General features: G+C 69.9%; 21 protein-coding genes. 20 read left to right on the top strand and 1 reads right to left on the bottom strand.

Annotated elements, in window-relative coordinates; all coding sequences use genetic code 11:
- Positions 1–191 precede the first annotated feature (191 nt).
- A complete protein-coding gene (locus tag AB0C16_RS14880) occupies positions 192–1268 on the top strand; it encodes a glycosyltransferase (protein WP_357682743.1) in 1077 nt (358 codons plus the stop codon).
- Positions 1265–2881 (top strand): glycosyltransferase, encoded by a 1617-nt coding sequence (locus tag AB0C16_RS14885; protein ID WP_357682745.1) that lies wholly within the window; start codon positions 1265–1267, stop codon positions 2879–2881. The genes AB0C16_RS14880 and AB0C16_RS14885 overlap by 4 nt, the downstream gene beginning before the upstream one ends.
- A 4-nt stretch (positions 2882–2885) precedes the next feature.
- Here the strand turns inward: AB0C16_RS14885 and AB0C16_RS14890 are convergent, their stop codons facing one another.
- Entirely contained in the window at positions 2886–4376 is a 1491-nt protein-coding gene (locus AB0C16_RS14890) for a glycosyltransferase (protein WP_357682747.1), read from the bottom strand.
- A 168-nt stretch (positions 4377–4544) separates the two neighbouring features.
- Here AB0C16_RS14890 and thrC point away from each other — a divergent pair, with 168 nt between their 5' ends.
- The 18 genes from thrC (at position 4545) to atpA (ending at position 22684) form a co-directional block, all read left to right on the top strand.
- Positions 4545–5603, top strand: coding sequence for a threonine synthase (gene thrC, locus AB0C16_RS14895; protein WP_357682749.1), 1059 nt, complete (start codon positions 4545–4547; stop codon positions 5601–5603).
- Positions 5604–5715: 112 nt separating this feature from the next.
- Complete coding sequence (gene thrB, locus AB0C16_RS14900; RefSeq protein WP_357682751.1) at positions 5716–6624, top strand: homoserine kinase; 909 nt, start codon at positions 5716–5718, stop codon at positions 6622–6624.
- A gap of 456 nt (positions 6625–7080) precedes the next feature.
- Positions 7081–9102 (top strand): transcription termination factor Rho, encoded by a 2022-nt coding sequence (gene rho / locus AB0C16_RS14905; RefSeq protein ID WP_357682753.1) that lies wholly within the window; start codon positions 7081–7083, stop codon positions 9100–9102.
- A 198-nt stretch (positions 9103–9300) separates the two neighbouring features.
- Positions 9301–9519 carry a 50S ribosomal protein L31 gene (gene rpmE, locus AB0C16_RS14910; protein ID WP_357682755.1) on the top strand — a complete coding sequence of 73 codons (219 nt, stop codon included), beginning with the start codon at positions 9301–9303 and terminating at the stop codon, positions 9517–9519.
- Positions 9520–9609: 90 nt separating this feature from the next.
- Positions 9610–10662 (top strand): peptide chain release factor 1, encoded by a 1053-nt coding sequence (gene prfA, locus AB0C16_RS14915; RefSeq protein WP_357682756.1) that lies wholly within the window; start codon positions 9610–9612, stop codon positions 10660–10662.
- Positions 10659–11513, top strand: coding sequence for a peptide chain release factor N(5)-glutamine methyltransferase (prmC, locus tag AB0C16_RS14920; protein ID WP_357682758.1), 855 nt, complete (start codon positions 10659–10661; stop codon positions 11511–11513). The genes prfA and prmC overlap by 4 nt, the downstream gene beginning before the upstream one ends.
- A 10-nt stretch (positions 11514–11523) precedes the next feature.
- On the top strand, positions 11524–12171 hold the full coding sequence (locus AB0C16_RS14925; protein ID WP_357682760.1) for an L-threonylcarbamoyladenylate synthase: 648 nt from the start codon (positions 11524–11526) through the stop codon (positions 12169–12171).
- Between the two features lie 89 nt (positions 12172–12260).
- On the top strand, positions 12261–14528 hold the full coding sequence (locus AB0C16_RS14930; protein WP_357682762.1) for a hypothetical protein: 2268 nt from the start codon (positions 12261–12263) through the stop codon (positions 14526–14528).
- Entirely contained in the window at positions 14528–14905 is a 378-nt protein-coding gene (locus tag AB0C16_RS14935) for a hypothetical protein (RefSeq protein WP_357682764.1), read from the top strand. The genes AB0C16_RS14930 and AB0C16_RS14935 overlap by 1 nt, the downstream gene beginning before the upstream one ends.
- Positions 14906–15014: 109 nt before the next feature.
- Positions 15015–16280 carry a serine hydroxymethyltransferase gene (gene glyA, locus AB0C16_RS14940; protein ID WP_357682766.1) on the top strand — a complete coding sequence of 422 codons (1266 nt, stop codon included), beginning with the start codon at positions 15015–15017 and terminating at the stop codon, positions 16278–16280.
- Between the two features lie 57 nt (positions 16281–16337).
- Positions 16338–17621 carry an MraY family glycosyltransferase gene (locus AB0C16_RS14945; RefSeq protein WP_357682768.1) on the top strand — a complete coding sequence of 428 codons (1284 nt, stop codon included), beginning with the start codon at positions 16338–16340 and terminating at the stop codon, positions 17619–17621.
- A gap of 129 nt (positions 17622–17750) precedes the next feature.
- Positions 17751–18170: a hypothetical protein gene (locus AB0C16_RS14950; RefSeq protein ID WP_357682770.1), complete on the top strand. Its 420-nt coding sequence runs from the start codon at positions 17751–17753 to the stop codon at positions 18168–18170.
- Positions 18171–18238: 68 nt separating this feature from the next.
- Positions 18239–18454, top strand: a complete 216-nt coding sequence (locus tag AB0C16_RS14955) for an AtpZ/AtpI family protein (protein ID WP_189126105.1) — start codon at positions 18239–18241, stop codon at positions 18452–18454.
- 67 nt (positions 18455–18521) lie between these two features.
- Positions 18522–19313 carry a F0F1 ATP synthase subunit A gene (gene atpB / locus AB0C16_RS14960; RefSeq protein ID WP_357682772.1) on the top strand — a complete coding sequence of 264 codons (792 nt, stop codon included), beginning with the start codon at positions 18522–18524 and terminating at the stop codon, positions 19311–19313.
- A gap of 71 nt (positions 19314–19384) precedes the next feature.
- Entirely contained in the window at positions 19385–19615 is a 231-nt protein-coding gene (gene atpE, locus AB0C16_RS14965; protein WP_188190622.1) for an ATP synthase F0 subunit C, read from the top strand.
- Between the two features lie 35 nt (positions 19616–19650).
- On the top strand, positions 19651–20202 hold the full coding sequence (locus AB0C16_RS14970; RefSeq protein WP_357682775.1) for a F0F1 ATP synthase subunit B: 552 nt from the start codon (positions 19651–19653) through the stop codon (positions 20200–20202).
- The gene (locus AB0C16_RS14975) at positions 20202–21011 is read left to right on the top strand and encodes a F0F1 ATP synthase subunit delta (RefSeq protein WP_357682777.1); all 810 of its coding nucleotides are present in this window, start codon (positions 20202–20204) and stop codon (positions 21009–21011) included. The genes AB0C16_RS14970 and AB0C16_RS14975 overlap by 1 nt, the downstream gene beginning before the upstream one ends.
- Positions 21012–21034: 23 nt before the next feature.
- The gene (gene atpA / locus AB0C16_RS14980) at positions 21035–22684 is read left to right on the top strand and encodes a F0F1 ATP synthase subunit alpha (RefSeq protein ID WP_357682779.1); all 1650 of its coding nucleotides are present in this window, start codon (positions 21035–21037) and stop codon (positions 22682–22684) included.
- The last annotated feature ends 1 nt before the right edge of the window (position 22685 follow it).

Here is a 22685-nt window from a genome sequence, read left to right on the forward strand (position 1 = left end):
AAGGGATATTGACACCTTAATCAACATTCGCCACTACCGTGCCATAAGTTCCTGTGTGATAACTGGCAATCACTCCCGGCGCGACCTGCGCCCCTTTCCTCGACGAAGGGAGACTCGCGGCATACGTGCCGGTAAAACCGGCGTAGGGTAGGCGCCGACTGAGTCCCCGCCGGTCGAGGAGCGCCACACGTATGTCCGTCACCCCTTGCGGCTTCACGCGTACGCCGGAGAAGGGGCTCGCCCGCCTGCACTGGAGCGAGGCCGGTTGGAAGGTCGACGGGCAGCCCCCCGATCCCGCCGCGCTCCGCCCGCTGCGCGGCCTGGAGATCGAGTGGCCGGCCGACGCGGTGCCCCTGGACGGGCTCACCCGGCTCGCCGCCGCCGGCGTGCCCCTCACCGCGACCGTCGCCCCCGCCTGGGCGCCCGCCGACCTGGCCGCCCTGCTCACCGACCGCGCCTGGCTCGACCACGCCGCCGACGGCACCGCGCGCTCGCTGGCCGACCTGCGGCGCGAGGAGCACAGCGTACGGCTGCGCCGCCTGGCCCACGGCTCCGCCCACACCCCCTCGATCAGTGTCGTCATGTCCACCAGGCGCCCCGACATGGTCGCCGGAGCCCTGGCCCAGATGGCCCGCCAGCGCGACGTCGAGGTGGAGGTCCTGCTCGGACTGCACGGGGTGACCTTCGAGCGGGTACGCCAGGCGGTCGAGGACCTGCCGCTGCCCGTGGCCTGGATCGAGGCCCCCGCCGAGGTGCCGTTCGGCCAGGTGCTCAACCAGGCGGCCGCTCTGGCCAGCGGCGACTACCTGGCCAAGTGGGACGACGACGACTGGTACGGCCCCCACCACCTCGCCGACCTGGTCATGGCGGCCGGCTACTCCGGAGCCGACGTCGTGGGCACCGCCGGGGAGTTCTTCTACCTGGAGCCGCTGCACGCCACGATCAGGCGCACCACGTTCGCCAGCGGCGCCGCCTACCGCAGCGAGGTCTGGTCCGACCACGTGGCGGGCGGCACGATCCTGCTCTCCCGGGCCAGGTTCGGCGACACCGGCGGATTCCCGGCCCAGCCCCGCGCGGTCGACCGCGACTTCCTCAAGGCCGCCTCCGAGGGCGGCGCCCGCGTCTACCGCACCCACGGCCTCGGCTACGTGCTGCGGCGCACGCTCAGCGACGAGCACACCTGGCGGCTTCCGCTCGCCCACTTCCTCAAGGTGGCCACCAACCAGTGGCGGGGTTTCCGCCCGAGCCTGCTGCTGGAAGCCGCATGAGGGTCCGCGGCAACGACTACCGTGTCCTGCGGCCGCCGGAGAGGTTCGAACCCTCCCTGCGCGTCAGCGTGATCGTGCCCGCCCACGGCGGCCAGGACGAACTCGACCTGGTGCTGGCCGCGCTGGCCCGCCAGACCTACCCGGGCGCCCTGACCGAGGTCATCGTCGTCGACAACGGCAGCGCGCCGCCGCTGCGGCTGCCCCGCGTCCACCCGCCCGGCACCCGGCTGCTCGTCTGCGAGGCGCCCGGCCGGGCCAGCGCCCGCAACGCCGGCCTGGCCGCGGCGACCGGCGACGTCATCCACTGGCTCGACTCCGACGTGCTGCTCACCCCGGGCGCGATCGAGGCCCACATGCGCTGGCACCACGTCGCGCCCTACCTGGTCGTGACCGGCTACATCAGGTTCACCGAGGCCCCGACACCCGCCGAGCTGCCCGACGACCTGGAGCGGGCGTTCGAGCCCGCCGAGCCGCACGCCTGGATCATCGACCTGGTGGAGCGCACCGACGGCCTCACCGACAACCCGCAGCGCCCGTTCAGCCTGCACATCGGCGGCGCCACCTCGGTCAACGCCCGGCTGGTCGAAGCCGCGGGCCCGATGGACGACGAGCTCATCCTCGGCCAGGACACCGAGATGGGCTACCGCCTGGCGCAGGCCGGAGCGGTGTTCGTGCCCGAGTCAGCGGCCCGCGCCTACCACCTCGGCCTCACCATGCGGATGCGCGACAAGCAGCCCATCGACCGGGTGAGCCACGCCTTCGTGGCCGACCGCATCCCCTCCTACCGGTGGCTGCGCTCCAACCCCGGACGCCAGTGGAAGGTCCCCTACGTCGCGGTCGTGCTGGACGGCACCGCGGGCTACGAGACCGTACGCGCCACCGTCGACGCCCTGCTGGGCGGCACCGTGCCGGACATCTCGGTCGTCCTGGTCGGCCCGTGGGACTCCCTCCGCCGCGAACACCGCGCCCCGCTGAAGGACCCCGCCCTCGACCTGGTGCTGGTCCACGGCCACTACCAGTACGAAGGCCGGGTACGGCTCGCGCTCACGGACGAGGTCGACCCCGCCGTCCCCTTCGTGCTGCGTCTGCCCCCCGGCTGGGTGCCGGGCGAGGACACCCTGGCCAGGCTGCTCGACCTGGCCCGCGACGAGGGCCTCGGGCTGGTCAACGTGCTGCTGCGTGAGTCGGCCGAAGGCGTGCGGGCCGCCCGGCTGGAGCGCGCCGCGGCCTTCGCCAGGGCCCGGATCGTCCTGCGGCCGGGCGAGTGCCTCGACGACGCGGTGGACGACGTGTCGGGCGTGTCGTGGGTGGAGGCCGAGACCTACCCGTTCGCCACGGAGCCCACCGCCCTCCTCGGCCGCCGCGGCGCCCTGCGCGCCAGGACCGAGGCCCAGGACGAGGCCGCGCGGCTGGCCAAGGAGGCCGAACGGCTGCGCGGCCAGGTGACCAAGTGGCGTGACGAGTCGGCCAAGTGGCGCAAGACCGCCGTCGAGCTCCGCCGCGAGGTCGGCTCCCTGCGGCGCCAGCTGGCCGCCGCCAAACGCGCCCAGCAGGGGCTGCGCGTCGTGCTGGCCACCACGGTGAAACGGGCGCTGGGCAAGGGACGCCGCTGAGCCGTCAGCCGGTGCGCAGCGCCGACTTCAGGCGGCCGAGGAGCGTCCTTCCGGCCGGCTCCGAGGCGACCGCGGCCGGGATCGTCACGGCCGGGGGCGTGGCCTGGGAGGGTGGGGGCGTGGCCTGGGCGGCCGGGGGCCAGTAGCGCTCCGGCGGCACGTGCCGCACCCCGTGGGTGGTGTCGATGACGGCGTCCAGGTCGTCGTCCGGCGCGGCGAGCAGCCGCGCGCGGCCCAGGGCGGAGGTGCGTTCGAGCCGGGCCGTGCGGCCGTCGGGCAGGTCCACGACGAGCACGCCCGTCAGGTCCTTCTGCGCCGTCTCCACCATGCGTTCGAGCGTCGCCCGGTGCAGCGGCACGTCCACCGGCCCCCGGTAGCGGAACGGCGTCGGCGCGGGCGTGGGCGCGGCCTCGTCGATCAGCCTGATCCGTTCGTCGTGGGCGAACAGGTCACGCATCAGCCGCAGCTCGAAGCACGGGTCGCCGAGGACCGAGCGCCGCCCGTCGCTCAGCCGCGACCACGGCCCCACCAGTGTCACGGCGACGTCCTGCAGCTTGCCGTCGAGCGCCGCCGTCACCGCCCGCCGGACGACCGCCTCGGAGGTGTCGGTGACGTCCAGCACGATCTCCACGTACGGCACCAGCCACCGCCGCCCGCGATCCTTGCGCAGGTCGCGCCGGAGCGGCACCCGGTGCGCGAGGTAGGGCTCGACGGCCCGTACGGCCCGCTCCCGGTCGCGGTGCTGCGCCGGCAGCCCGAGGTGCACCGCCTGCGCCTCCAGGTCGGGGACGAACACCACGCCGTGCATGGCCAGCCGGTAGGCGAACTCGGTGTCCTCGCCACGCGCCACGGTCGGGTCGAGACCTCCCACGGCGTGGAAGACCTCCCGGGGCAGCGCGAACGTCGGCCCCGTGCACACGTGGTAGGGATTGCGGCTCCCGCGCAGCCCGTCGGTCTTGGCGATCGTCGCCTCGGTGGAGCTCGCCACCGCGTTGTCCAGGTCGAACAGCTCGCCCAGGCGCCGCGCCCGGAACACCTCGCCCGCGGTGAGCGGCGGCACCTCGACGAACTTCTTCATGCCGATCGTGACCAGGTAGTCGGTCAGGTGATGCCAGCGGGCCAGCGCCTCGATGTGCTCGCGGCAGGCCACCATGTCGGCGTCGAGACGCTGGATGATCTCGCCGTCGGCGGCCTTGGCGCCGGTGTTGACGGCGTTGGAGATGCCCCAGCCGGTCTCGACCCTGACGACGCGGGTGTTGTCCGGTCTGATCTCCGGCAGCCGGATCGGCGGCTCGCTGCCGTCGTCGACGACCAGGACCTCCATGAGGTGGCCCGGATAGGTCTGCGCCGCCAGCGCGGCCAGCGTCAGCTCCAGGTGCGGCCCGCCGTGCGCCGGAATCACCACGCTCACGGACAGGGCAGGCGACCAGGCGCCAAGCTCGGGCGGCTGCAGTGGAGAAAAATCGTTCTGCGACATGGCAGGACGCGCGCTCATGATGGTGACCCCCTGCCGAGACTTTATCGGCAGTTGCTGAGATTTTCCTGAATTGAGGTATGTCGGTGTTCGCCGTGCCATTCCCGGCGGCTTCGGGCCCTCCGGCCGCTCCGGCCCTCCTGCGCACCCCGTACACTCTGTGCCCAACACCGCAGGTAGGGAGTCATCATGAGCAGGTCGTGGCGTGGCCTCATCGAGGAGTACCGTGAGCGTCTTCCGGTCACCACGAAGACGCCTGTCATCACGCTGCTGGAGGGCGGCACGCCGCTGGTGCCCGCGCACCGCGTCTCGGCCCTCACCGGGTGTGACGTCCACCTGAAGGTCGAGGGCGCCAACCCGACGGGCAGCTTCAAGGACCGTGGCATGACCATGGCCATCAGCAAGGCCGTCGAAGAGGGCGCCAAGGCGGTCATCTGCGCCTCCACCGGCAACACCTCGGCCTCGGCCGCCGCCTACGCCGTGCGCGCCGGGCTCACCTGCGCCGTCCTGGTGCCGCGCGGCAAGATCGCGATGGGCAAGCTGGCCCAGGCGCTCGTCCACGGGGCCACCCTGCTGCAGGTCGAGGGGTCGTTCGACGACTGCCTGGAGATGACCCGCAAGCTGTCCTCCAGCTACCCGATCGCGCTGGTCAACTCGGTCAACCCGTTCCGGCTGCAGGGCCAGAAGACGGCCGCCTTCGAGATCGTCGACACGCTGGGCGACGCCCCTGACATCCACTGCATTCCCGTGGGCAACGCGGGCAACATCTCGGCCTACTGGATGGGCTACCGCGAATACCTCACCGACGGGGTGTCGTCGAAGGCGCCGCGCATGTTCGGCTTCCAGGCCAGCGGCGCCGCGCCCATCGTCCACGGCGCCCCGGTCGCCCACCCCCACACGATCGCCACCGCCATCCGCATCGGCAACCCGGCCTCCTGGCAGCTCGCCATCGCCGCGCGTGACGAGTCGGGCGGCGACATCCAGTCGGTCACCGACCGCCAGATCGCCGCCGCCTACAAGCTGCTGGCCCAGGAGGAGGGCGTGTTCGTCGAGCTCGCCTCGGCGGCCAGCGTCGCCGGCCTGCTCCAGGCCCACGCGCGGGGCCTGATCGAGCCCGGCCAGCGCATCGTCTGCACGGTCACCGGCAACGGGCTCAAGGACCCCGACTGGGCCATCGCGGGCGCTCCGGCCCCGGTCACGATCCCCATCGACGTCCAGGCCGCGGCGGCCGCGCTCAACCTCGCCTAGCGCCTGGCACGTGCGCGAGGGCATTCAGCGGGACATTCATCTGCACGACCATCTGTACGATCCGGCGTGCCCAGGGCGCGCGGGAACGCGGACCGAGAGGGAAGTCTGACCGATGAGCACCGTGGTGATCCGCGTGCCGGCGACGTCGGCCAATCTGGGCCCGGGGTTCGACTCCCTCGGCCTGGCTCTGGGACTGTACGACGAGATCGAGGCGACGCTCACCGGTGAGCCGGGCGTCCGGGTGACCGTCGAGGGAGAGGGCGCGGGCGAGCTCGACCTCGGCGAGGGCCACCTGATCGTCAAGGCCATGCACAAGGCGTTCGACCGGATGGGCATCGCGCGGCCCGCCGGCATCCGCCTGCACTGCCGCAACCGGATCCCGCACGCCCGGGGGCTCGGCTCGTCGTCCGCGGCGATCTGCGCGGGCCTGCTCGCCGCACGCGCCCTGGCCCCCGAAGGAGAGCTGTCCGACGACGAGGTGTTCGCGCTCGCCACCGAGATGGAGGGCCACCCCGACAACGTGGCCCCGTGCCTGGCCGGAGGACTGACGATCGCCTGGACCGACCACTCCGGCGCACCGCGTATGGTGAAACTAATCCCCGATGCGCGCGTCCGGCCCGTCGCGATCGTTCCGGCGACACGACTGGCCACCGAGACCGCGCGAGGGCTTCTTCCGAAGGATGTGCCCCACAAGGACGCCTCTTTCAACGCCGGCCGGGCCGCGCTGCTGATCGCGGCGTTGATCCAGCGGCCGGATCGCGAGCTGTTGCTGGCCGCGACGGAAGACCGGCTTCATCAGGGATACCGCGCGCCTGCGATGCCGCGGAGCGCGGGTCTGGTAGAACGTCTCCGTGCAGTGGGTGTGCCCGCGGTCGTCTCGGGGGCGGGTCCCACGATTCTTGCGTTTTCGACACCGGATTCGCAGGATTTGATCGCTCCAGAAGTGGGTAATGACTGGCACATCCAGCTAATGGACGTCGACCCGGTTGGTGCGAACGTTCAGTTCCCCGAGACACGCTGATGCCACTTAGACCTTCAGGGAATAGTCGTGTGCGCTGGTGATGTTAGGCTGATAGCCGCACCAGATGCCCCCTTGGTGGGTGCGTGCTTGTCAGCCATGCATTGCTGCATTGTGCTTCACGCCGAGAGGCGTGGGCGGCGCGGCTGTCTCCCCGGAATCCGTTGCCTCCGGTTGGCCCACACCCGGTTGGCCCAATGTGAGGTGGCGACGACGGGGGCTTGCGCGTTCGAATCACCTCGACATCTGGCTGGCGACAGCAATCTGGGGGGTGTCTTCCACGCGTCACCGTCCTGTGACGGCCTGGACGAGCCCCTCCCCAAGAGTGGCGACCGTCCCCAGCGGCGGCCGAAGATCGCAAAGTGCACCCCGACCCGGTCTGTCCCGCCGGATCGCAAGCACCTCCGGGACGCCCGGCAGAACAAAACCGGCGCCCGACCCCTGGGAAGGACCTTTTAGTTGAGCGACACCACCGAACTCCTCTCCGACGCACCAGGCTCGCCTGCGCAGCCGGCGTCCGGCGACACCCCCACCCGCGCCGCGGCCAAGCCGCGTGCGCGTCGCTCCGGCACCGGCCTCTCCGCCAAGGTGCTGCCCGAGCTGCAGAAGATGGCCGCCGAGCTGGGCATCAGCGGCACCGGACGGATGCGGAAGAGCCAGCTCATCGCGGCCATCCAGGAGAAGCAGGGCGTCAGTCCCGCAGACAGCGCACCTGCTCCCGCGGCCGAGGCGGCGGCACCGGCAGCGGTCGCGGCCACCGCCGAGGCGGCGCCCGTGACCGAGCGCCCCACCCGTGCCCGCAGGGAGCGCACCCGCGCCAAGACCGTCGAGGACTCCGCTCCGCAGGCCGCCGAGCCGGTGGCCGTGGCGGCCGAGCCCGTCGTCGCACCGGTCGCACCGGTCGAGCCGGTCGTCGAGCAGACCTCCCAGCCCGCCGACGCGGGTCACGGTGACCCGCGCGGCGACCGTGGCGAGAGCCGACGCGAGCGCCGCAGCCGCGGCGAGCGCCGCGACCGTGGCGACCGCTCCGGCAACGACCGCGGTGAGAGCGGCCGTGACAGTGGCCGTGACGGCGGTCGTGAGGGCTCCCGCGGTGAGAGCGGGCGCTCCGACCAGCGGATCGACTCCGGGAGCCGCAACGACCAGCGCGGCGATCAGCGTGCCGATCAGCGCAGTGACCAGCGCAGTGATCAGCGCGGTGACCAGCGCAGTGATCAGCGTGCCGACCAGCGGGGCGATGACGACGACCGGGGCGGCCGTGGCCGCCGGGGCCGCTTCAGGGAGCGCAACCGTGGCCGCGGCCGCGACCGCTTCGACAGCAGCGAGCCCGTGATCGGCGATGACGACGTGCTCATCCCGATCGCCGGCATCCTCGACATCCTCGACAACTACGCGTTCGTCAGGACGAGCGGCTACCTTCCCGGCAGCAACGACGTCTACGTCTCGCTCGCCCAGATCCGCCGCAACGGCCTGCGCAAGGGCGACGTCATCACCGGCGCCGTCCGGCAGCCGCGCGACGGCGAGCGCCGCGAGAAGTTCAACGCCCTGGTCCGCCTCGACACCGTCAACGGCATGGACCCGGAGCAGGCCCGCAACCGGCCCGACTTCAACAAGCTGACGCCGCTCTACCCGCAGGAGCGCCTGCGCCTCGAGACCGAGCCGAACATCCTCACCACGCGGATCATCGACCTCGTCTCGCCGATCGGCAAGGGCCAGCGCGGCCTCATCGTCTCGCCGCCCAAGGCCGGTAAGACGATGGTGCTCCAGTCGATCGCCAACGCGATCACCCGCAACAACCCCGAGTGCCACCTCATGGTCGTGCTCGTGGACGAGCGGCCCGAAGAGGTCACCGACATGCAGCGGTCGGTCAAGGGCGAGGTCATCCACTCGACCTTCGACCGTCCCGCCGAGGACCACACCACGGTCGCCGAGCTCGCCATCGAGCGGGCCAAGCGCCTGGTGGAGCTGGGCCACGACGTGGTCGTCCTGCTCGACTCGATCACCCGCCTCGGCCGCGCCTACAACCTGGCGGCCCCGGCGTCCGGTCGCATCCTGTCGGGTGGTGTCGACTCCACGGCCCTCTACCCGCCCAAGCGCTTCTTCGGCGCCGCCCGCAACATCGAGAACGGCGGCTCGCTGACGATCCTCGCCACGGCCCTGGTCGAGACCGGGTCCAAGATGGACGAGGTCATCTTCGAGGAGTTCAAGGGCACCGGCAACATGGAGCTCAAGCTCAACCGCTCCCTGGCCGACAAGCGCATCTTCCCCGCGGTGGACGTCGACGCGTCCGGCACCCGTAAGGAAGAGATCCTGATGGCCAAGGACGAGCTCCAGATCGTCTGGAAGCTGCGCAGGGTGCTCCACGCGCTGGACATGCAGCAGGCTCTGGAGCTTCTCCTGGAGAAGATGAAGGAGACCAAGTCCAACGCCGAGTTCCTCCTGCAGGTCCAGAAGACCACGGTGAGCAACGACCGCGACTGAGGCACATCCGAAAGGGGCGGCTCGGTTTCCCCGGCCGTCCCTTTTCGCATGCCGGCCGACCCGCGAGGGAATGCCTCGTGGCCTGGGATGGTTTCAGTGTCTGGCACACTGGTAGCTGACCCGTAGCGGTTCCGGTTCCCGCCCCACGCGCGAGCGCGTCACATGGCGACCCGGCGACCGCACCCCGAAAGGACAGCGATGAAGCGCGATATTCACCCTGACTACAACGTGACCCAGGTGACCTGCACCTGTGGCAACACGTTCACCACCCGCAGCACCGCCAAGAACGGCAGCATCCACGCCGACGTGTGCTCGGCCTGCCACCCGTTCTACACGGGCAAGCAGAAGATCCTCGACACCGGTGGCCGGGTGGCCCGTTTCGAGAAGCGCTTCGGCAAGAAGACCTCGGGCAACTAGCTTCACCGACGCCGACCCGGATGCACCCACGGTGCGCCGGGTCGGCGTTGTTGGTGAACGGCCGCCCACATCCAAACAGAAGGACCCACGGTGAACCTCGACGAGTTGCTCAAGGAGTATTCCGAGCTGGAGCTGCAGCTCGCCGACCCCGCCGTGCACGCCGACCAGCACAGGGCACGCACCCTCGGCAGGCGCTACTCCCAGCTCACCCCGATCATCCAGACCTACCGCGAGCTCGAGTCCGTCCGCGACGATCTGAGCGCCGCCAAAGAGCTGGGCGGCGAGGACGAAGCGTTCGCGGCCGAGGCGGTCGAGCTCGAGGAGCGCGTCCCGCAGCTGGAGGAGCGCCTCAAGCACCTGCTGATCCCGCGCGATCCCAATGATGACAAGGACATCATCATGGAGATCAAGGCGGGCGAAGGAGGCGAGGAGTCCGCGCTGTTCTCGGGCGACCTGCTGCGCATGTACCTCCGCTACGCCGAGCGACTCGGCTGGAAGGCCGAGATCATCGACAGCCAGCCGTCCGACCTCGGCGGCTACAAGGACGTCACGGTCGCGATCAAGGCCAAGGGCGACGAGGGCGTCTGGTCCAGGCTCAAGTTCGAGGGCGGCGTCCACCGCGTGCAGCGGGTGCCCGTCACCGAGTCGCAGGGCCGCATCCACACCAGCGCCGCCGGCGTGCTCGTCTACCCGGAGGCCGAGGAGGTCGACGTCCAGGTCGACCCCAACGACCTGCGCATCGACGTCTACCGCTCCAGCGGCCCCGGCGGCCAGAGCGTCAACACCACCGACTCCGCGGTCCGCATCACCCACCTGCCCACCGGCACCGTGGTCTCCTGCCAGAACGAGAAGAGCCAGCTGCAGAACAAGGAGTCGGCGCTGCGCATCCTGCGCGCCCGGCTGCTGGCCATCGCCCAGGAGCAGGCCGACGCCGCCGCCCAGGCCGAACGCAAGTCGCAGGTCCGCACCGTCGACCGCTCCGAGCGGGTCCGCACCTACAACTTCCCCGAAAACCGCATCTCCGACCACCGCGTCGGCTTCAAGGCGTATAACCTCGACCAGGTCCTCGACGGTGAGCTCAGCGCCGTCACCCAGGCACTCATCGACGCCGAGATGGCGGAGAAGCTCGCACAACACTCATGACATTTCTGCTGGACGAGATCGCTCTCGCCACCGCTCGGCTGGCCGAGGCAGGTGTGCCGTCGCCGCGCACCGACGCCGAGGAGATCGCGGCATTCGTCCACGGCGTGCGCAGGAGCGAGCTCCACACGGTCAAGGACGGCGACTTCGACGCGCTGTTCTGGGAGGGCGTCGCCCGGCGTGAGGCCCGCGAGCCGTTGCAGCACATCACCGGCCACGCCTACTTCCGCTACCTGGAGCTGAAGGTGGGGCCCGGGGTGTTCGTGCCGCGCCCCGAGACCGAGGTCATGGCGGGCTGGGCCATCGAGACGCTGCGCGCGATGGACGTCGCCGCTCCGCTCGTCGTCGACCTCGGCACCGGCTCCGGCGCGATCGCGCTCTCCATCGCCCAGGAGGTCGCCCTCGCCGAGGTGCACGCCGTCGAGGTCGACCCCGACGCCTACGGCTGGGCCAAGCGCAACATCTCCGAGCACGGCCAGGGCCGCGTCCACCTGCACCCCGAAGACCTCGCCGAGGCGCTGCCCGAGCTCAACGGCAAGGTCGACCTGGTCATCTCCAACCCTCCCTACATCCCGCCCGGCGCGATCCCGCGCGACCCCGAGGTGCGCGACTACGACCCGTCCCGGGCGCTCTACGGCACCGGCGACGACGGGCTCGGCGAAGTGCGCGCGGTTGAGCGCACCGCCCGCCGCCTGCTCCGGCCCGGCGGCTGGGTCGCCGTCGAGCACGCCGACGAGCAGGGCCGATCGGTCTATCTCACGTTCCCCGAGGACAACGGCTGGCGAGACGTACGCCTGCGCCAGGATCTGACCCGCAGGGACCGCTTCGTCACCGCCAGGCTCGGCCAGGACTAGGATGCACGGCGTGGGCAAACGCTATGACTGCACCGACCTCGAGCAGCGCGCCGAGGGCCTGACCGAGGCCGCCGCCGCCGTGCGCCGCGGGGAGCTGGTCGTGCTGCCGACCGACACGGTCTACGGCCTCGGCGCCGACGCCTTCACCCCCGCGGCGGTCACCGCGCTGCTCGACGCCAAGGGACGCGGCCGTGACATGCCGCCGCCCGTCCTCGTCGGCACCGTACGCGCCGCCGGCGCGCTCGTCGAGGACATGGGCCCCTACGGCCAGGACCTCGTCGACGCCTTCTGGCCTGGGCCGCTCACGCTGGTGTTCAAGGCCAACCGGGCGCTCTCCTGGGACCTGGGCGACACCAAGGGCACGGTGGCGGTGCGCATGCCGCTCCATCCGGTCGCGCTCGACCTGCTCAAGGAGACCGGGCCGATGGCCGTCTCCAGCGCCAACCGCTCCGGCGCGCCCGCTGCCGTCACCGCCGAGGAGGCCGAGGAACAGCTCGGCGACGCGGTCGCCGTCTACCTCGACGGGGGCAAGACCACCGACAACACGCCGTCCACCATCCTCGACCTGACCTCGGCCGTGCCACGGCTGCTGAGGCGCGGGGCCATCCCCGTCGAGAAGCTGCGCGGCATCATCGGCTACGTCGCGACCGAAGACTGACGTATACCGTCTGCTTATCCCGGCTGCGGCGGCCCTCTCCGGATGCCTACGGTGATTCCCGGAGCGGCCACGACGTCCGGGAGTAGCCCATGGGCAAGTTCGACGGCATGGATCCCCAACTGGTCCGCGAACTGCTGGCCGAGGTGAAGCAGGCGGCCACACAACTGCGCACCACCGAGACGCGGGTCGCGCAGATCATGACCCGGGCGGGCCTGGCCACCCAGACCACGCACCGCCCCGTCCAGGTGGCCGAGGCCGCCGACTCCATGGTCAAGGACGTCAACGATCGGCTGGGGCTGCTGGAGAAGAAGGCCGACCGGCCCCGCGACGACTCCGCCCCCACGGTCGGCGCCGACACCAAGCCCACCGACGACCCCAAGGAACAACGCGACGACCGTACCCGGAACGAGAACCCCCGAGCCGACACCACCAAGCCGTCGGAAGATGTTCCGAAGTCCGGCGATGACGCGAAGTCGGGTGATCAGGCGAAGCGGTCGGAGGATGTTCCGAAAACTGGTGACGATGCGAAGTCGGGTGATCAGGCGAAGCGGTCGGAGGATGTTCCGAAAACTGGTGACGATGCGAAGTCGGGTGATCAGGCGAAGCCGTCCGAGGATGTTCCGAAGTCCGGCGATGACGCGAAGTCGGGTGATGGCAGGCCGTCTGAGGATGTTCCGAAAACCGGCGACGACGCGAAGTCGGGTGATCAGGCGAAGCCGTCCGAGGATGTTCCGAAGTCCGGCGATGACGCGAAGTCGGGTGATGGCAGGCCGTCTGAGGATGGTTCGAAGACGTGCGACGACGCCAGGAACGGTGAGCAGGCCAAGCCGTCTGAGGACGCGAGGACGGGTGACGACGCCAGGGCCGGTGACGACGTGGCGGTCGGCGACGAGCCGAAGGACGACGACCGGGACAGCAGGCGAGACCGCGGTGCCGAGACGAACGGGCAGCCGGTGGACACTCCGGCCAAGGACCATCCGGACGACCGCGACCCGCTCAAGCCGCAGGTTGTCGAGGTCGACGGGGTCAAGGTGCTTCAGGTCCCGATCGATCCGCCCACGGCCGAGCAACTACGTGAGCTGCTCGAGGACATCGACAACGTCCAGCCGATCGACATGCCGTCCCCGAGCGGCGACGGCCAGCCGGGCCCATCCACCGGCACCACCAACGGCACGGGCACGTCGGACATCATCACGTGGGCCGACGACGGCAGCGACGTGGTCTCGGCCGAGGCCGAACCGCTGGACATGGATGCGCTCAGAACGGTCGTCGACCACGCTCGCGACATCCAGCCGCTCGACATGCCCGGCGTGGAGGTCCCGGAGGGGGAGTACGGCAAGGGCGAGTGGGCGGCCAGAGACATCCGGGCGGACGGCCCGCCCGGCACGATCGTCCCCGGCACCCCAGCCGACACTTCTTCCACTTCCGGTGGCACCCCGCCCGTCACGGACGTGTCAGGTGGGCACGCGTCCACGCATGACGCGTCCGGTGGGTCTGTGACGAACGCGGTGTCGTCTGGGGGGCACGCCGATGCCACCGGCGGGTGGGCTGCGGCCACGGATTCGCCGGGCGGTTACACCGACGTCTCGGGCGGGCCGGCTCCTGCCGGAGGCCATCCAGGCGGTCACGCGGACACGTCGGGCGGCGGCACGTCGGCCCCGAACCCGGCGGGCGGCTCCGCCCCGATCGCCGACACCTCAGGCGGCACCACCGACGTCTCGACGGGCGGGGACGACTGCTCGCCTGCCGGCACCGCGCCCGACCGTGATACCGGTGTCCAGCCGGATCGTGGGTCTGGTGTCGATGGTGGCGTTCGGGATCGTGATGCGGGTGTGGACGCGCGGGCGGATCGGGATGGCGGTGTCCAGCCGGATCAGGGGTCGGATGCCGATGGCGGCAGGCTGCCGGATCGTGATGCGCGGACGGATCGGGATGGCGGTGGGCAGCCGGATCGGGGTTCCGATGGTGGCGGGGTGCCGGGGCAGGGGGAGCCGGTGGTGGTCGATCCGACTCCGCCGGCCGACTCCGGGGCCGCGCAGGCCGGTGGGGCCGGGAGTGCGGGGGAGGGCGGCGCGAACGGGCAGGGAGTCGCCGTGGCGGCCGCCAACGGTGGTGACGCGGGTGCCGGAGGGTGGGCGAGTGACGGGAGCGAGGTGGTGTCCGCCGATGCGAGGCCGCTCGACCTCGACGGGCTCAGGACGTTGATGGCCGACGTCAGGGATGTCCAGCCGCTCGACATGCCGGGGGTGGAGGTGCCGCCCGGCGAGTACGGCAGGGGCGAGTGGGCGCCCAGGCACATCGAGCCCGACGGCCCGCCCGGTTCGGTCGATCCCGGCCCGCGAGAGAGGAGCGAGTGATGTACGTCGACCCGCCCGCGCCCCAGCCCATGCGACCGGGGGAGAGGCCACCCGTCACGGCCGGCGCCGACCCGCTGAGCCCGCAGCCGAGGGCCTGGGAGTTCAATCCCGAGTACCAACGCCTGGTCAACGCCTGGCAGAGCGCGCTGCCGCTGCTGGAGAGCCTCACGACGGCCCTCGACAAGGCGTACCGGCTCGCCAGGAGCCCGCAGACGTGGGACGCCCCCGTGGGCGGGCGCTACGTCGAGGACATCGGCGAGTGGCGTTCCAGGCTCGCCCTGTACCGCCAGGCGGTGCTGACGTCGATCAGCGACGAGGCCGCCGACACGCCTCGCTGGATCCCGAGCGCCGCGGGCGCGCCCCACGCGTTCTCGTGACCTCCTGACCGCTCCCGACCGCTTCCACCGAACCGGGGTGTGACACTGGGCGAACGATGCGTCGACTGGGCATATGGGAAAAGCGGACACTCGGTCGTACAGTGGAGAAATGGGTGGACAGCCCTACTACGGTCCGGACTTCGGCCTGCTCCAGCGGCAGGACCCCGAACTGGCCCAGGTGCTCCTCGACGAGCTTGGGCGAGAACGCGGTGGGCTGCAGCTGATCGCGAGCGAGAACTTCACCTCGCCCGCCGTTCTCGCCGCGCTGGGCTCCACCCTCACCAACAAGTACGCCGAGGGCTACCCGGGCCGGCGCTACTACGGCGGCTGTGAGGTCGTCGACCGGGCCGAGCGACTGGCGATCGACCGGGCCCGGAAGTTGTTCGGCGCGGACCACGCCAACGTGCAGCCGCACTCCGGGGCGTCGGCCAACCTGGCGGTGTACGCCGCGTTGATGCAACCGGGCGACACGATGCTGGCGATGGCGCTGCCGCACGGCGGCCACCTCACCCACGGCTCCAAGGTGAACTTCTCGGGACGATGGTTCGACGTGGTGTCGTACGGTGTCCGCCGCGACACCGAGCTGATCGACTACGACGAGGTCCGGGAGCTGGCGCTGCGCCACCAGCCGAAGCTGATCGTCTGCGGGGCGACGGCCTACCCCCGGCTGATCGACTTCCCCGCCTTCCGCGGCATCGCCGACGAGGTGGGCGCCTGGATGCTGGCCGACGTGGCGCACCCGATCGGGCTGATGGCCGGCGGGGCGATCCCGTCCGCCGTGCCGTACGCGGACGTCGTGACGTTCACCACGCACAAGTCGCTGCGCGGACCGCGGGGCGGGGGCATCCTGTGCACGGCGGAGCTGGCGGCGCGGATCGACCGGGCGGTGTTCCCGTTCATCCAGGGCGGCCCGCTGATGCACGTCATCGCCGCGAAGGCGGTGGCGTTCGGCGAGGCGATGCGGCCCGAGTTCGCCGACTACGCCCGCAGGGTGATCGCCAACGCGCGGGCGCTGTGCGACGCGCTCGCCGCGGAGGGCATGCGGCCGGTCAGCGGCGGCACCGACACCCACCTGGGGCTGATCGACCTGCGCGCGCTGGGTGTGTCGGGAGCCGAGGCCGAACGGCGCTGCGCGGCGGCGGGGATCACGCTGAACCGCAACGCGATCCCGTATGATCCGGAGCCTCCGGCCGTCACCTCGGGGATCCGGGTGGGCACCCCGTGCGTCTCAACACAGGGGATGGGGCCCCAGGAGCTCAAGGAGGTGGGCACGCTGGTGGCCCAGGCGGTGCTCCGGCCCGGCTCCGCGGCCGACGTCAGGGAGAGGGTGTCGGCGCTTCTGGCCATCCGTCAGCCATATCTCAGCGAATATTAAGCTGGTCTGTGTCGTTTTCCGGTCACAGCTGGCCGGAGCATCCGGGAAACTAGGTCCGTGCGCGAATACCTGTTCATGGCGCTCATTGCGGCGGCGGTGACGTATCTCCTCGTCCCGCTCGTGCGCCGCTTCGCCATCCGCATCGGGGCGGCTCCGGAGATCCGCGAGCGCGACGTGCACACCACGCCCACGCCCCGGCTGGGCGGGCTGGCGATGTACGGCGGGCTGGTGGCGGGCCTGCTGGTGGCCAGCGAGCTGACCAACACGGGCAAGGCGCTCGCCGACTCCGAGGGCCATCCGGTCATGGCGCTCATCATCGCGGGCGGCCTCATCACGGTCACCGGGTTCCTCGACGACTGGTGGGGGATGGACCCGTTCATCAAGCTGGCCGGCCAGATCGCGGCGGCCGGCGTGCTGGTCTACTTCGGCCTGCGGCTCGTCTACATCCCGCTGCCCAAAGACTGGGGTGGCTCCACCAGCCTCGACTACACCCTGAGCACCATCATCACCATCCTGGTCGTGGTGGTGACGATCAACGCGGTCAACTTCGTCGACGGGCTCGACGGCCTGGCGGCCGGGATCGTGTGCATCGCGGGCATGGCCACCTGGGCCTACTCGATCTTCCTCAAGCAGAGCATCACCGGCGACCGCATCACCACGACCGCGGCAATCGCCGCCATCCTCATCGGCACCTGCCTGGGCTTCCTGCCGCACAACTTCCATCCGGCCAAGATCTTCATGGGTGACACGGGCGCGATGCTGATCGGGCTCGTGCTCGCCTCCTCGATCGTCACCGTGACCCCGGTCGACCCGTCGGTCATCGAGGGCATCAACCGGTTCGGCGTGCTGCTCCCGCTGCTCGTCCCCGCGGCGGTGCTGGTGTTGCCGCTCATCGACCTGATCACCGCCGTCGTGCGGCGCACCTCCTACGGCATGTCGCCGTTCGCGCCCGACCGCGGTCACCTGCACCACCGGCTGATGGACATCGGTCACTCCCACCGGCGATCCGTGCTGATCATGTACGCCTGGGCGTTCCTGTTCGCGTTCGGCATCGTCGCGATGTCCACGATCGGCGTGCCGGTCCTGTTGTTCCCGGTGGTCATCCTGCTCGCGATCGGCGTGCTGGTGCTGATGGCCGCCCCGCGCTGGCGCGGTCGCGGCGGCGCGCACACGCGTGGCAAGGAGCCGACCGATGACGACGGCCCGCCCACCGGTCCGATGCCGCCCATCCTGCCGGCGTCCGACGTCACGCGGCCGGTGCGCCGGGCCGGCGACCCTCCTCAGGAACGCGCGAGTGCCGAGGGTAAACCGGTCATTCCCGCCTTCCCTGGTAGTTCGTGATCGCGAACTAGAAACGGCAGGTAAAAGCGGTCTTCTGTGAGCTTGTGATATCTTTCACGAGCAGGGACTCCCATTGCCTAGGCTCTGGGAGTAGCAAACGCTCGCTTGACAATCGTTTCTGGAGCATCGATGCAGGCCAACGACGTGCGCGTCCTCAAGAGCGCCGCGCCCCCCACCCTTGTGGCAGGAGTGGTCGCCGTGGTCGTGGCCTTCGTGCTCGCCGGAGGCAAGGGAGCGCTCGGTGCGACGCTGGGCACGCTGCTCGTCGGAGTCTTCTTCAGCATCAGCGTGGTGGCCGTCAGCTACGCCGCACGCGTCTCGCCTCAGATCATGGCCATCGCGGCCATGGGCAGCTATCTCGTCAAAGTCATCGTCATCATGGTGATGTTGGCCACTTTCAGTGACACCACGGTGTGGAACACGAAGGCTTTCGCCTGGTCCGTCGTGGTCTGCACCATCGTCTGGACGGCCTTCGAGGTCCGCGCCTTCATCAAAACGAAGATGCTGTACGTCGACCCCGAAGCCAAGGTCCCCGGAAAGGGCGACTGATGTCGCTGGTAAAAGCCTGGGGTCCAATATGACTAGTCCTGCGCACGCCTGCTATCGTCAGGGCCGCGATGAGCGAACAGGAACGCCGACCGGAAGACGACGGTCAGGACTTCGCCAACGCCGCTTGGTCGATCCCCAGCTCCCTGCTCGCCGGGATGGCGATCTATGGCGGTGGCGGCTGGTTGCTGGACCGTTGGCTCGACACGTCCGCGTTCTTCCCCATAGGCGTCGTCCTGGGGGTCGTGCTATCCGTCTATCTGGTCTACCGGAAGTACGGTCGCTAGTCCTACGTAGCGATCGCTTCGCTGAGGAAACCCTTGTGATCCACTACGACGTTGAAGGGAACGCCGCGTGACTGCGCTGACGGTCCTCGCCGACGATCAGTTCGGGGCGCCCACGCCCGACGAGCTGTTCAATTTGCCCCCCATCATTGCCGGGGTCGACTGGTTCACCAAGCCGGTTCTGCTCGCGCTCCTCAGCTCGGTCCTCGTGATCGGCTTCTGCTGGGCGGCCTTCGCCAACCCGAAGGTCGTCCCCAGGGGTGTGCAGAACGTCGCCGAATACGGCTACATGTTCGTCCGCGACCAGGTCGCCCGGCCCTTCCTGGGCAAGGACGCCGACCGGTGGATGGGCCTGCTGGTGAGCGTCTTCTTCCTGGTGCTGATCTGGAACGTCATGGGCGTCATCCCGCTCGCGCAGTTCCCGGTGGCCTCGCACATCGCCTTCCCGGCCGTGCTCGCGATCTCGATCTACGTGCTCAAGCTTTACCTGGGTTTCAAGCACCAGGGGCCGATCGGCTACTTCAAGAACATGATGTTCCCCCCGGGACTGCCCAAGCCGATCTACGCCCTGCTCGCCCCGATCGAGTTCCTGTCGAACATGATCATCGCGCCGTTCACGCACGCGGTGCGACTGTTCGCCAACATGTTCGCGGGTCACATGCTCCTCGCGTTCTTCAGCATGGTGGGCTTCTGGTTCCTGTTCGAGAAGCTGACCCCCCTGGGTGCCGGTGTCGGCGTCATCGGTGTCGTCATGACGATCATCCTCACCGGGTTCGAGATGTTCATCCAGTTCCTGCAGGCATTCCTGTTCGCGATGCTGGCTGCGATGTACATCGGCGGCTCGCTGCACCCCGAGCACTGAGAACCACAGACCGGAATAGTCCAGACCGGTGAGACTCCGCTTCACCGGCCGTCCAGTAAAGGAAAACAGCAATGAGCGTTCTCGCTGAGGTCTCCGGCAACGTCACCGCCATCGGTTACGGTCTCGCCGCCATCGGCCCCGGCATCGGCGTCGGCATCATCTTCGGTCAGGGCGTGCAGGCCATCGCGCGTCAGCCCGAGGCTTACGGCCTGATCCGGCAGAACATGCTCCTCGGCTTCGTGCTCACCGAGGCCCTGGCCCTGATCGGTCTGGTCGCGCCGTTCATCTTCGCAGGCATCTGACGACCAGAAGAATCCCCTGACGAAAGGCTGCATCCATGACTATGGCAGCTACGCTCCTCGCGGCGGAGGAGGTCGCCAACCCTCTGCTCCCGCATGCCTACGAGCTCGTCGTCGGTATCTTCGCCTTCCTCGCGGTCGTCATCGTCGTCGGCAGGATGCTCGTCCCGCGTATACAGAAGACGCTGGCCGAGCGGACCGACGCCATCGAGGGCGGCATCAAGAGGGCGGAAGAGGCCCAGGCTGAGGCGCAGGCCCTGCAGCAGCAGTACCGAGACCAACTGGCTGAGGCCCGGCACGAAGCCGCGCGTCTCCGCGAGGAGGCTCGCGAGCAGGCCGCGCAGATCAAGGCGGAGCTCCGCGAGGAGGCGCAGGCCGAGGCCCGGCGCCTCATCGAGGCCGCGCACGCCCAGATCGAGGCCGACCGTCAGCAGGCGTTCGCCCAGCTCCGCACGGAGATCGGCCGCCTGTCGACCGACCTGGCCAGCCGCATCGTCGGCGAGTCCCTCGAGGACGAGGCCAGGCAGCGCCGCACCGTCGACCGGTTCCTCGACGAGCTCGAAGGCTCCAACGCGCAGGCGGTGCGTTAATGAGAGGGCTGAGCAGAAGCTCGCTGGCAGAGGTCGAGGAGCGCTTCAACGCGGTCGCCGGCAGTGCCGACCTCGGCACACTCTCCGACGAGCTGTTCGCGATCGCGGATCTGCTCGACCGTGAGCACGGCCTGCGCCGCGCGCTGTCCGACCCGGCCAGGGCCGGCGAACAGAAGGCGCGGACCGTGCGCGCGCTGCTCGACGGCAAGGTCAGCGAGGCCGCCATCGCCACCACCGAGGCCGCCGTGTCGGCCAGGTGGTCGCGCGCCGGTGACCTGGCCGACGTGCTGGAGCGGCTCGGAGTCGTGGCCGCGGCCGCCGAGGCCGAAGGCCAGGGCACGCTCGACGAGGTCGAGGACGAGATTTTCCGCTTCGGCCGCGTCGTCGCCGCCAACCCCGACCTCCGCCGCGCGCTCACCGACGCGGCGGCCCCCGAGGAGGGCAAGCGGCAGCTGCTGCGCGACCTGCTCGATGGCAAGGTCGCGCCGACCAGCCTGCGTCTCATCACGCAGCTGGCAGTGCACCCGCGAGGACGTAGCCTGGAGACAGGACTGCAGGAGGTCGGCCAGTTGGTGGCGCAGCAGCGCCAGCGCCTTGTCGCGGTGGTGCGCAGCGTCGTCGACCTGACCCAGGAGCAGAAGCGACGCCTGGCGGCGTGGCTGCGGTCCTCCTACGGTCGTGACGTGCACCTGAACGTCGAGGTGGATCCGCGAGTGCTCGGTGGCTTCTCGGTCCGCATCGGCGACGAGATCATCGACACCACCATTGTGGGACGAATCGAAGAAGTCCGCCGCCGGTTGGCCGGCTAGGCGAATAGGGAGACAGAGTAGAGATGGCGGAGCTTACGATCCGGCCGGACGAGATCCGGGACGCGCTTGAGCGCTTCGTCCAGGCGTACGAACCGGAAGGCGCCGCGCGCGAGGAGATCGGGACCGTCGTCGACTGTGGCGACGGCATCGCCCATGTCTCCGGCCTTCCCTCGGCGATGGCGAACGAGCTGCTCGAGTTCGAGGACGGCACGCGCGGCCTGGCACTGAACCTCGACACCCGTGAGATCGGTGTCGTCATCCTGGGTGACTTCAGCCACATCGAGGAGGGCCAGACGGTCCGGCGGACGGGCGAGGTCCTGTCCGTGCCCGTCGGCGACGCCTTCCTCGGCCGCGTGGTCGACCCCCTGGGCAAGCCGCTCGACGGCAAGGGCGCCATCGAGTCCGAGGGCCTGCGCGCCCTCGAGCTCCAGGCCCCCTCGGTCGTCCAGCGCCAGCCGGTGAAGCAGCCGCTGCAGACCGGCATCAAGGCGATCGACGCCATGACGCCGATCGGCCGCGGCCAGCGTCAGCTGATCATCGGTGACCGTGGCACCGGCAAGACCGCGATCGCCGTGGACACCATCCTCAACCAGCGCGACAACTGGGCCTCCGGTGACCCGGAGAAGCAGGTGCGCTGCGTCTACGTCGCGGTCGGCCAGAAGGGCTCGACGATCGCGCAGGTGCGGGCTCGCCTCGAGGAGGCGGGCGCGCTCGAATACACCACGATCGTCGCCGCCCCGGCGTCCGACTCGGCGGGTTACAAGTACATCGCCCCCTACACCGGTTCGGCCATCGGCCAGCACTGGATGTACCAGGGCAAGCACGTCCTCATCGTCTTCGACGACCTGACCAAGCAGGCCGACGCCTACCGGGCCGTGTCGCTGCTGCTGCGTCGCCCGCCGGGCCGCGAGGCCTTCCCAGGTGACGTGTTCTACCTACACTCCCGTCTGCTGGAGCGCTGCGCCAAGCTCTCCGACGACATGGGCGCCGGTTCGATGACCGGTCTGCCGATCATCGAGACCAAGGGCAACGACGTCTCGGCGTTCATCCCGACCAACGTCATCTCCATCACCGACGGCCAGTGCTTCCTGGAGACCGACTACTTCAACGCCGGTATCCGCCCTGCCATCAACGTCGGCATCTCGGTCTCCCGAGTCGGTGGCTCGGCGCAGATCAAGGCGATGCGGAAGGTCGCGGGCACGCTGCGCCTGTCGCTGTCGCAGTATCGCGACCTGGAGGCCTTCGCGGCCTTCGCCTCCGACCTGGACGCGGCGTCCAAGGCCCAGCTGGAGCGCGGTCAGCGCCTGACCGAGCTGCTCAAGCAGGCCCAGTACTCCCCGTTCTCGGTCGAGCGGGAGGTCGTGTCGGTCTGGGCCGGCACCACCGGCGAGCTCGACGAGGTGCCGGTGGAGGACGTCCGCCGCTTCGAGACGGAGTTCCTCGACTACCTGCAGACGAGCCACAAGGGCATCTTCGACGCCATCCGAGAGACCAACGATCTGTCGGACGACACGGTGACCGCCCTCAAGGACGCCGTCACGGAGTTCAAGAAGGGCTTCACCACCTCCTCGGGTGAGCTGCTGGTCAAGGACGAGCCGGTCGCGCCGCTCGAAGCCGAAGAGGTCGGCCAGGAGAAGATCCGCAAGGTCGTCCGCTCGGCGGAGAAGAAGTAGG

Source organism: Nonomuraea sp. NPDC048916 (assembly GCF_040649575.1).
Classification (GTDB): domain Bacteria; phylum Actinomycetota; class Actinomycetes; order Streptosporangiales; family Streptosporangiaceae; genus Nonomuraea.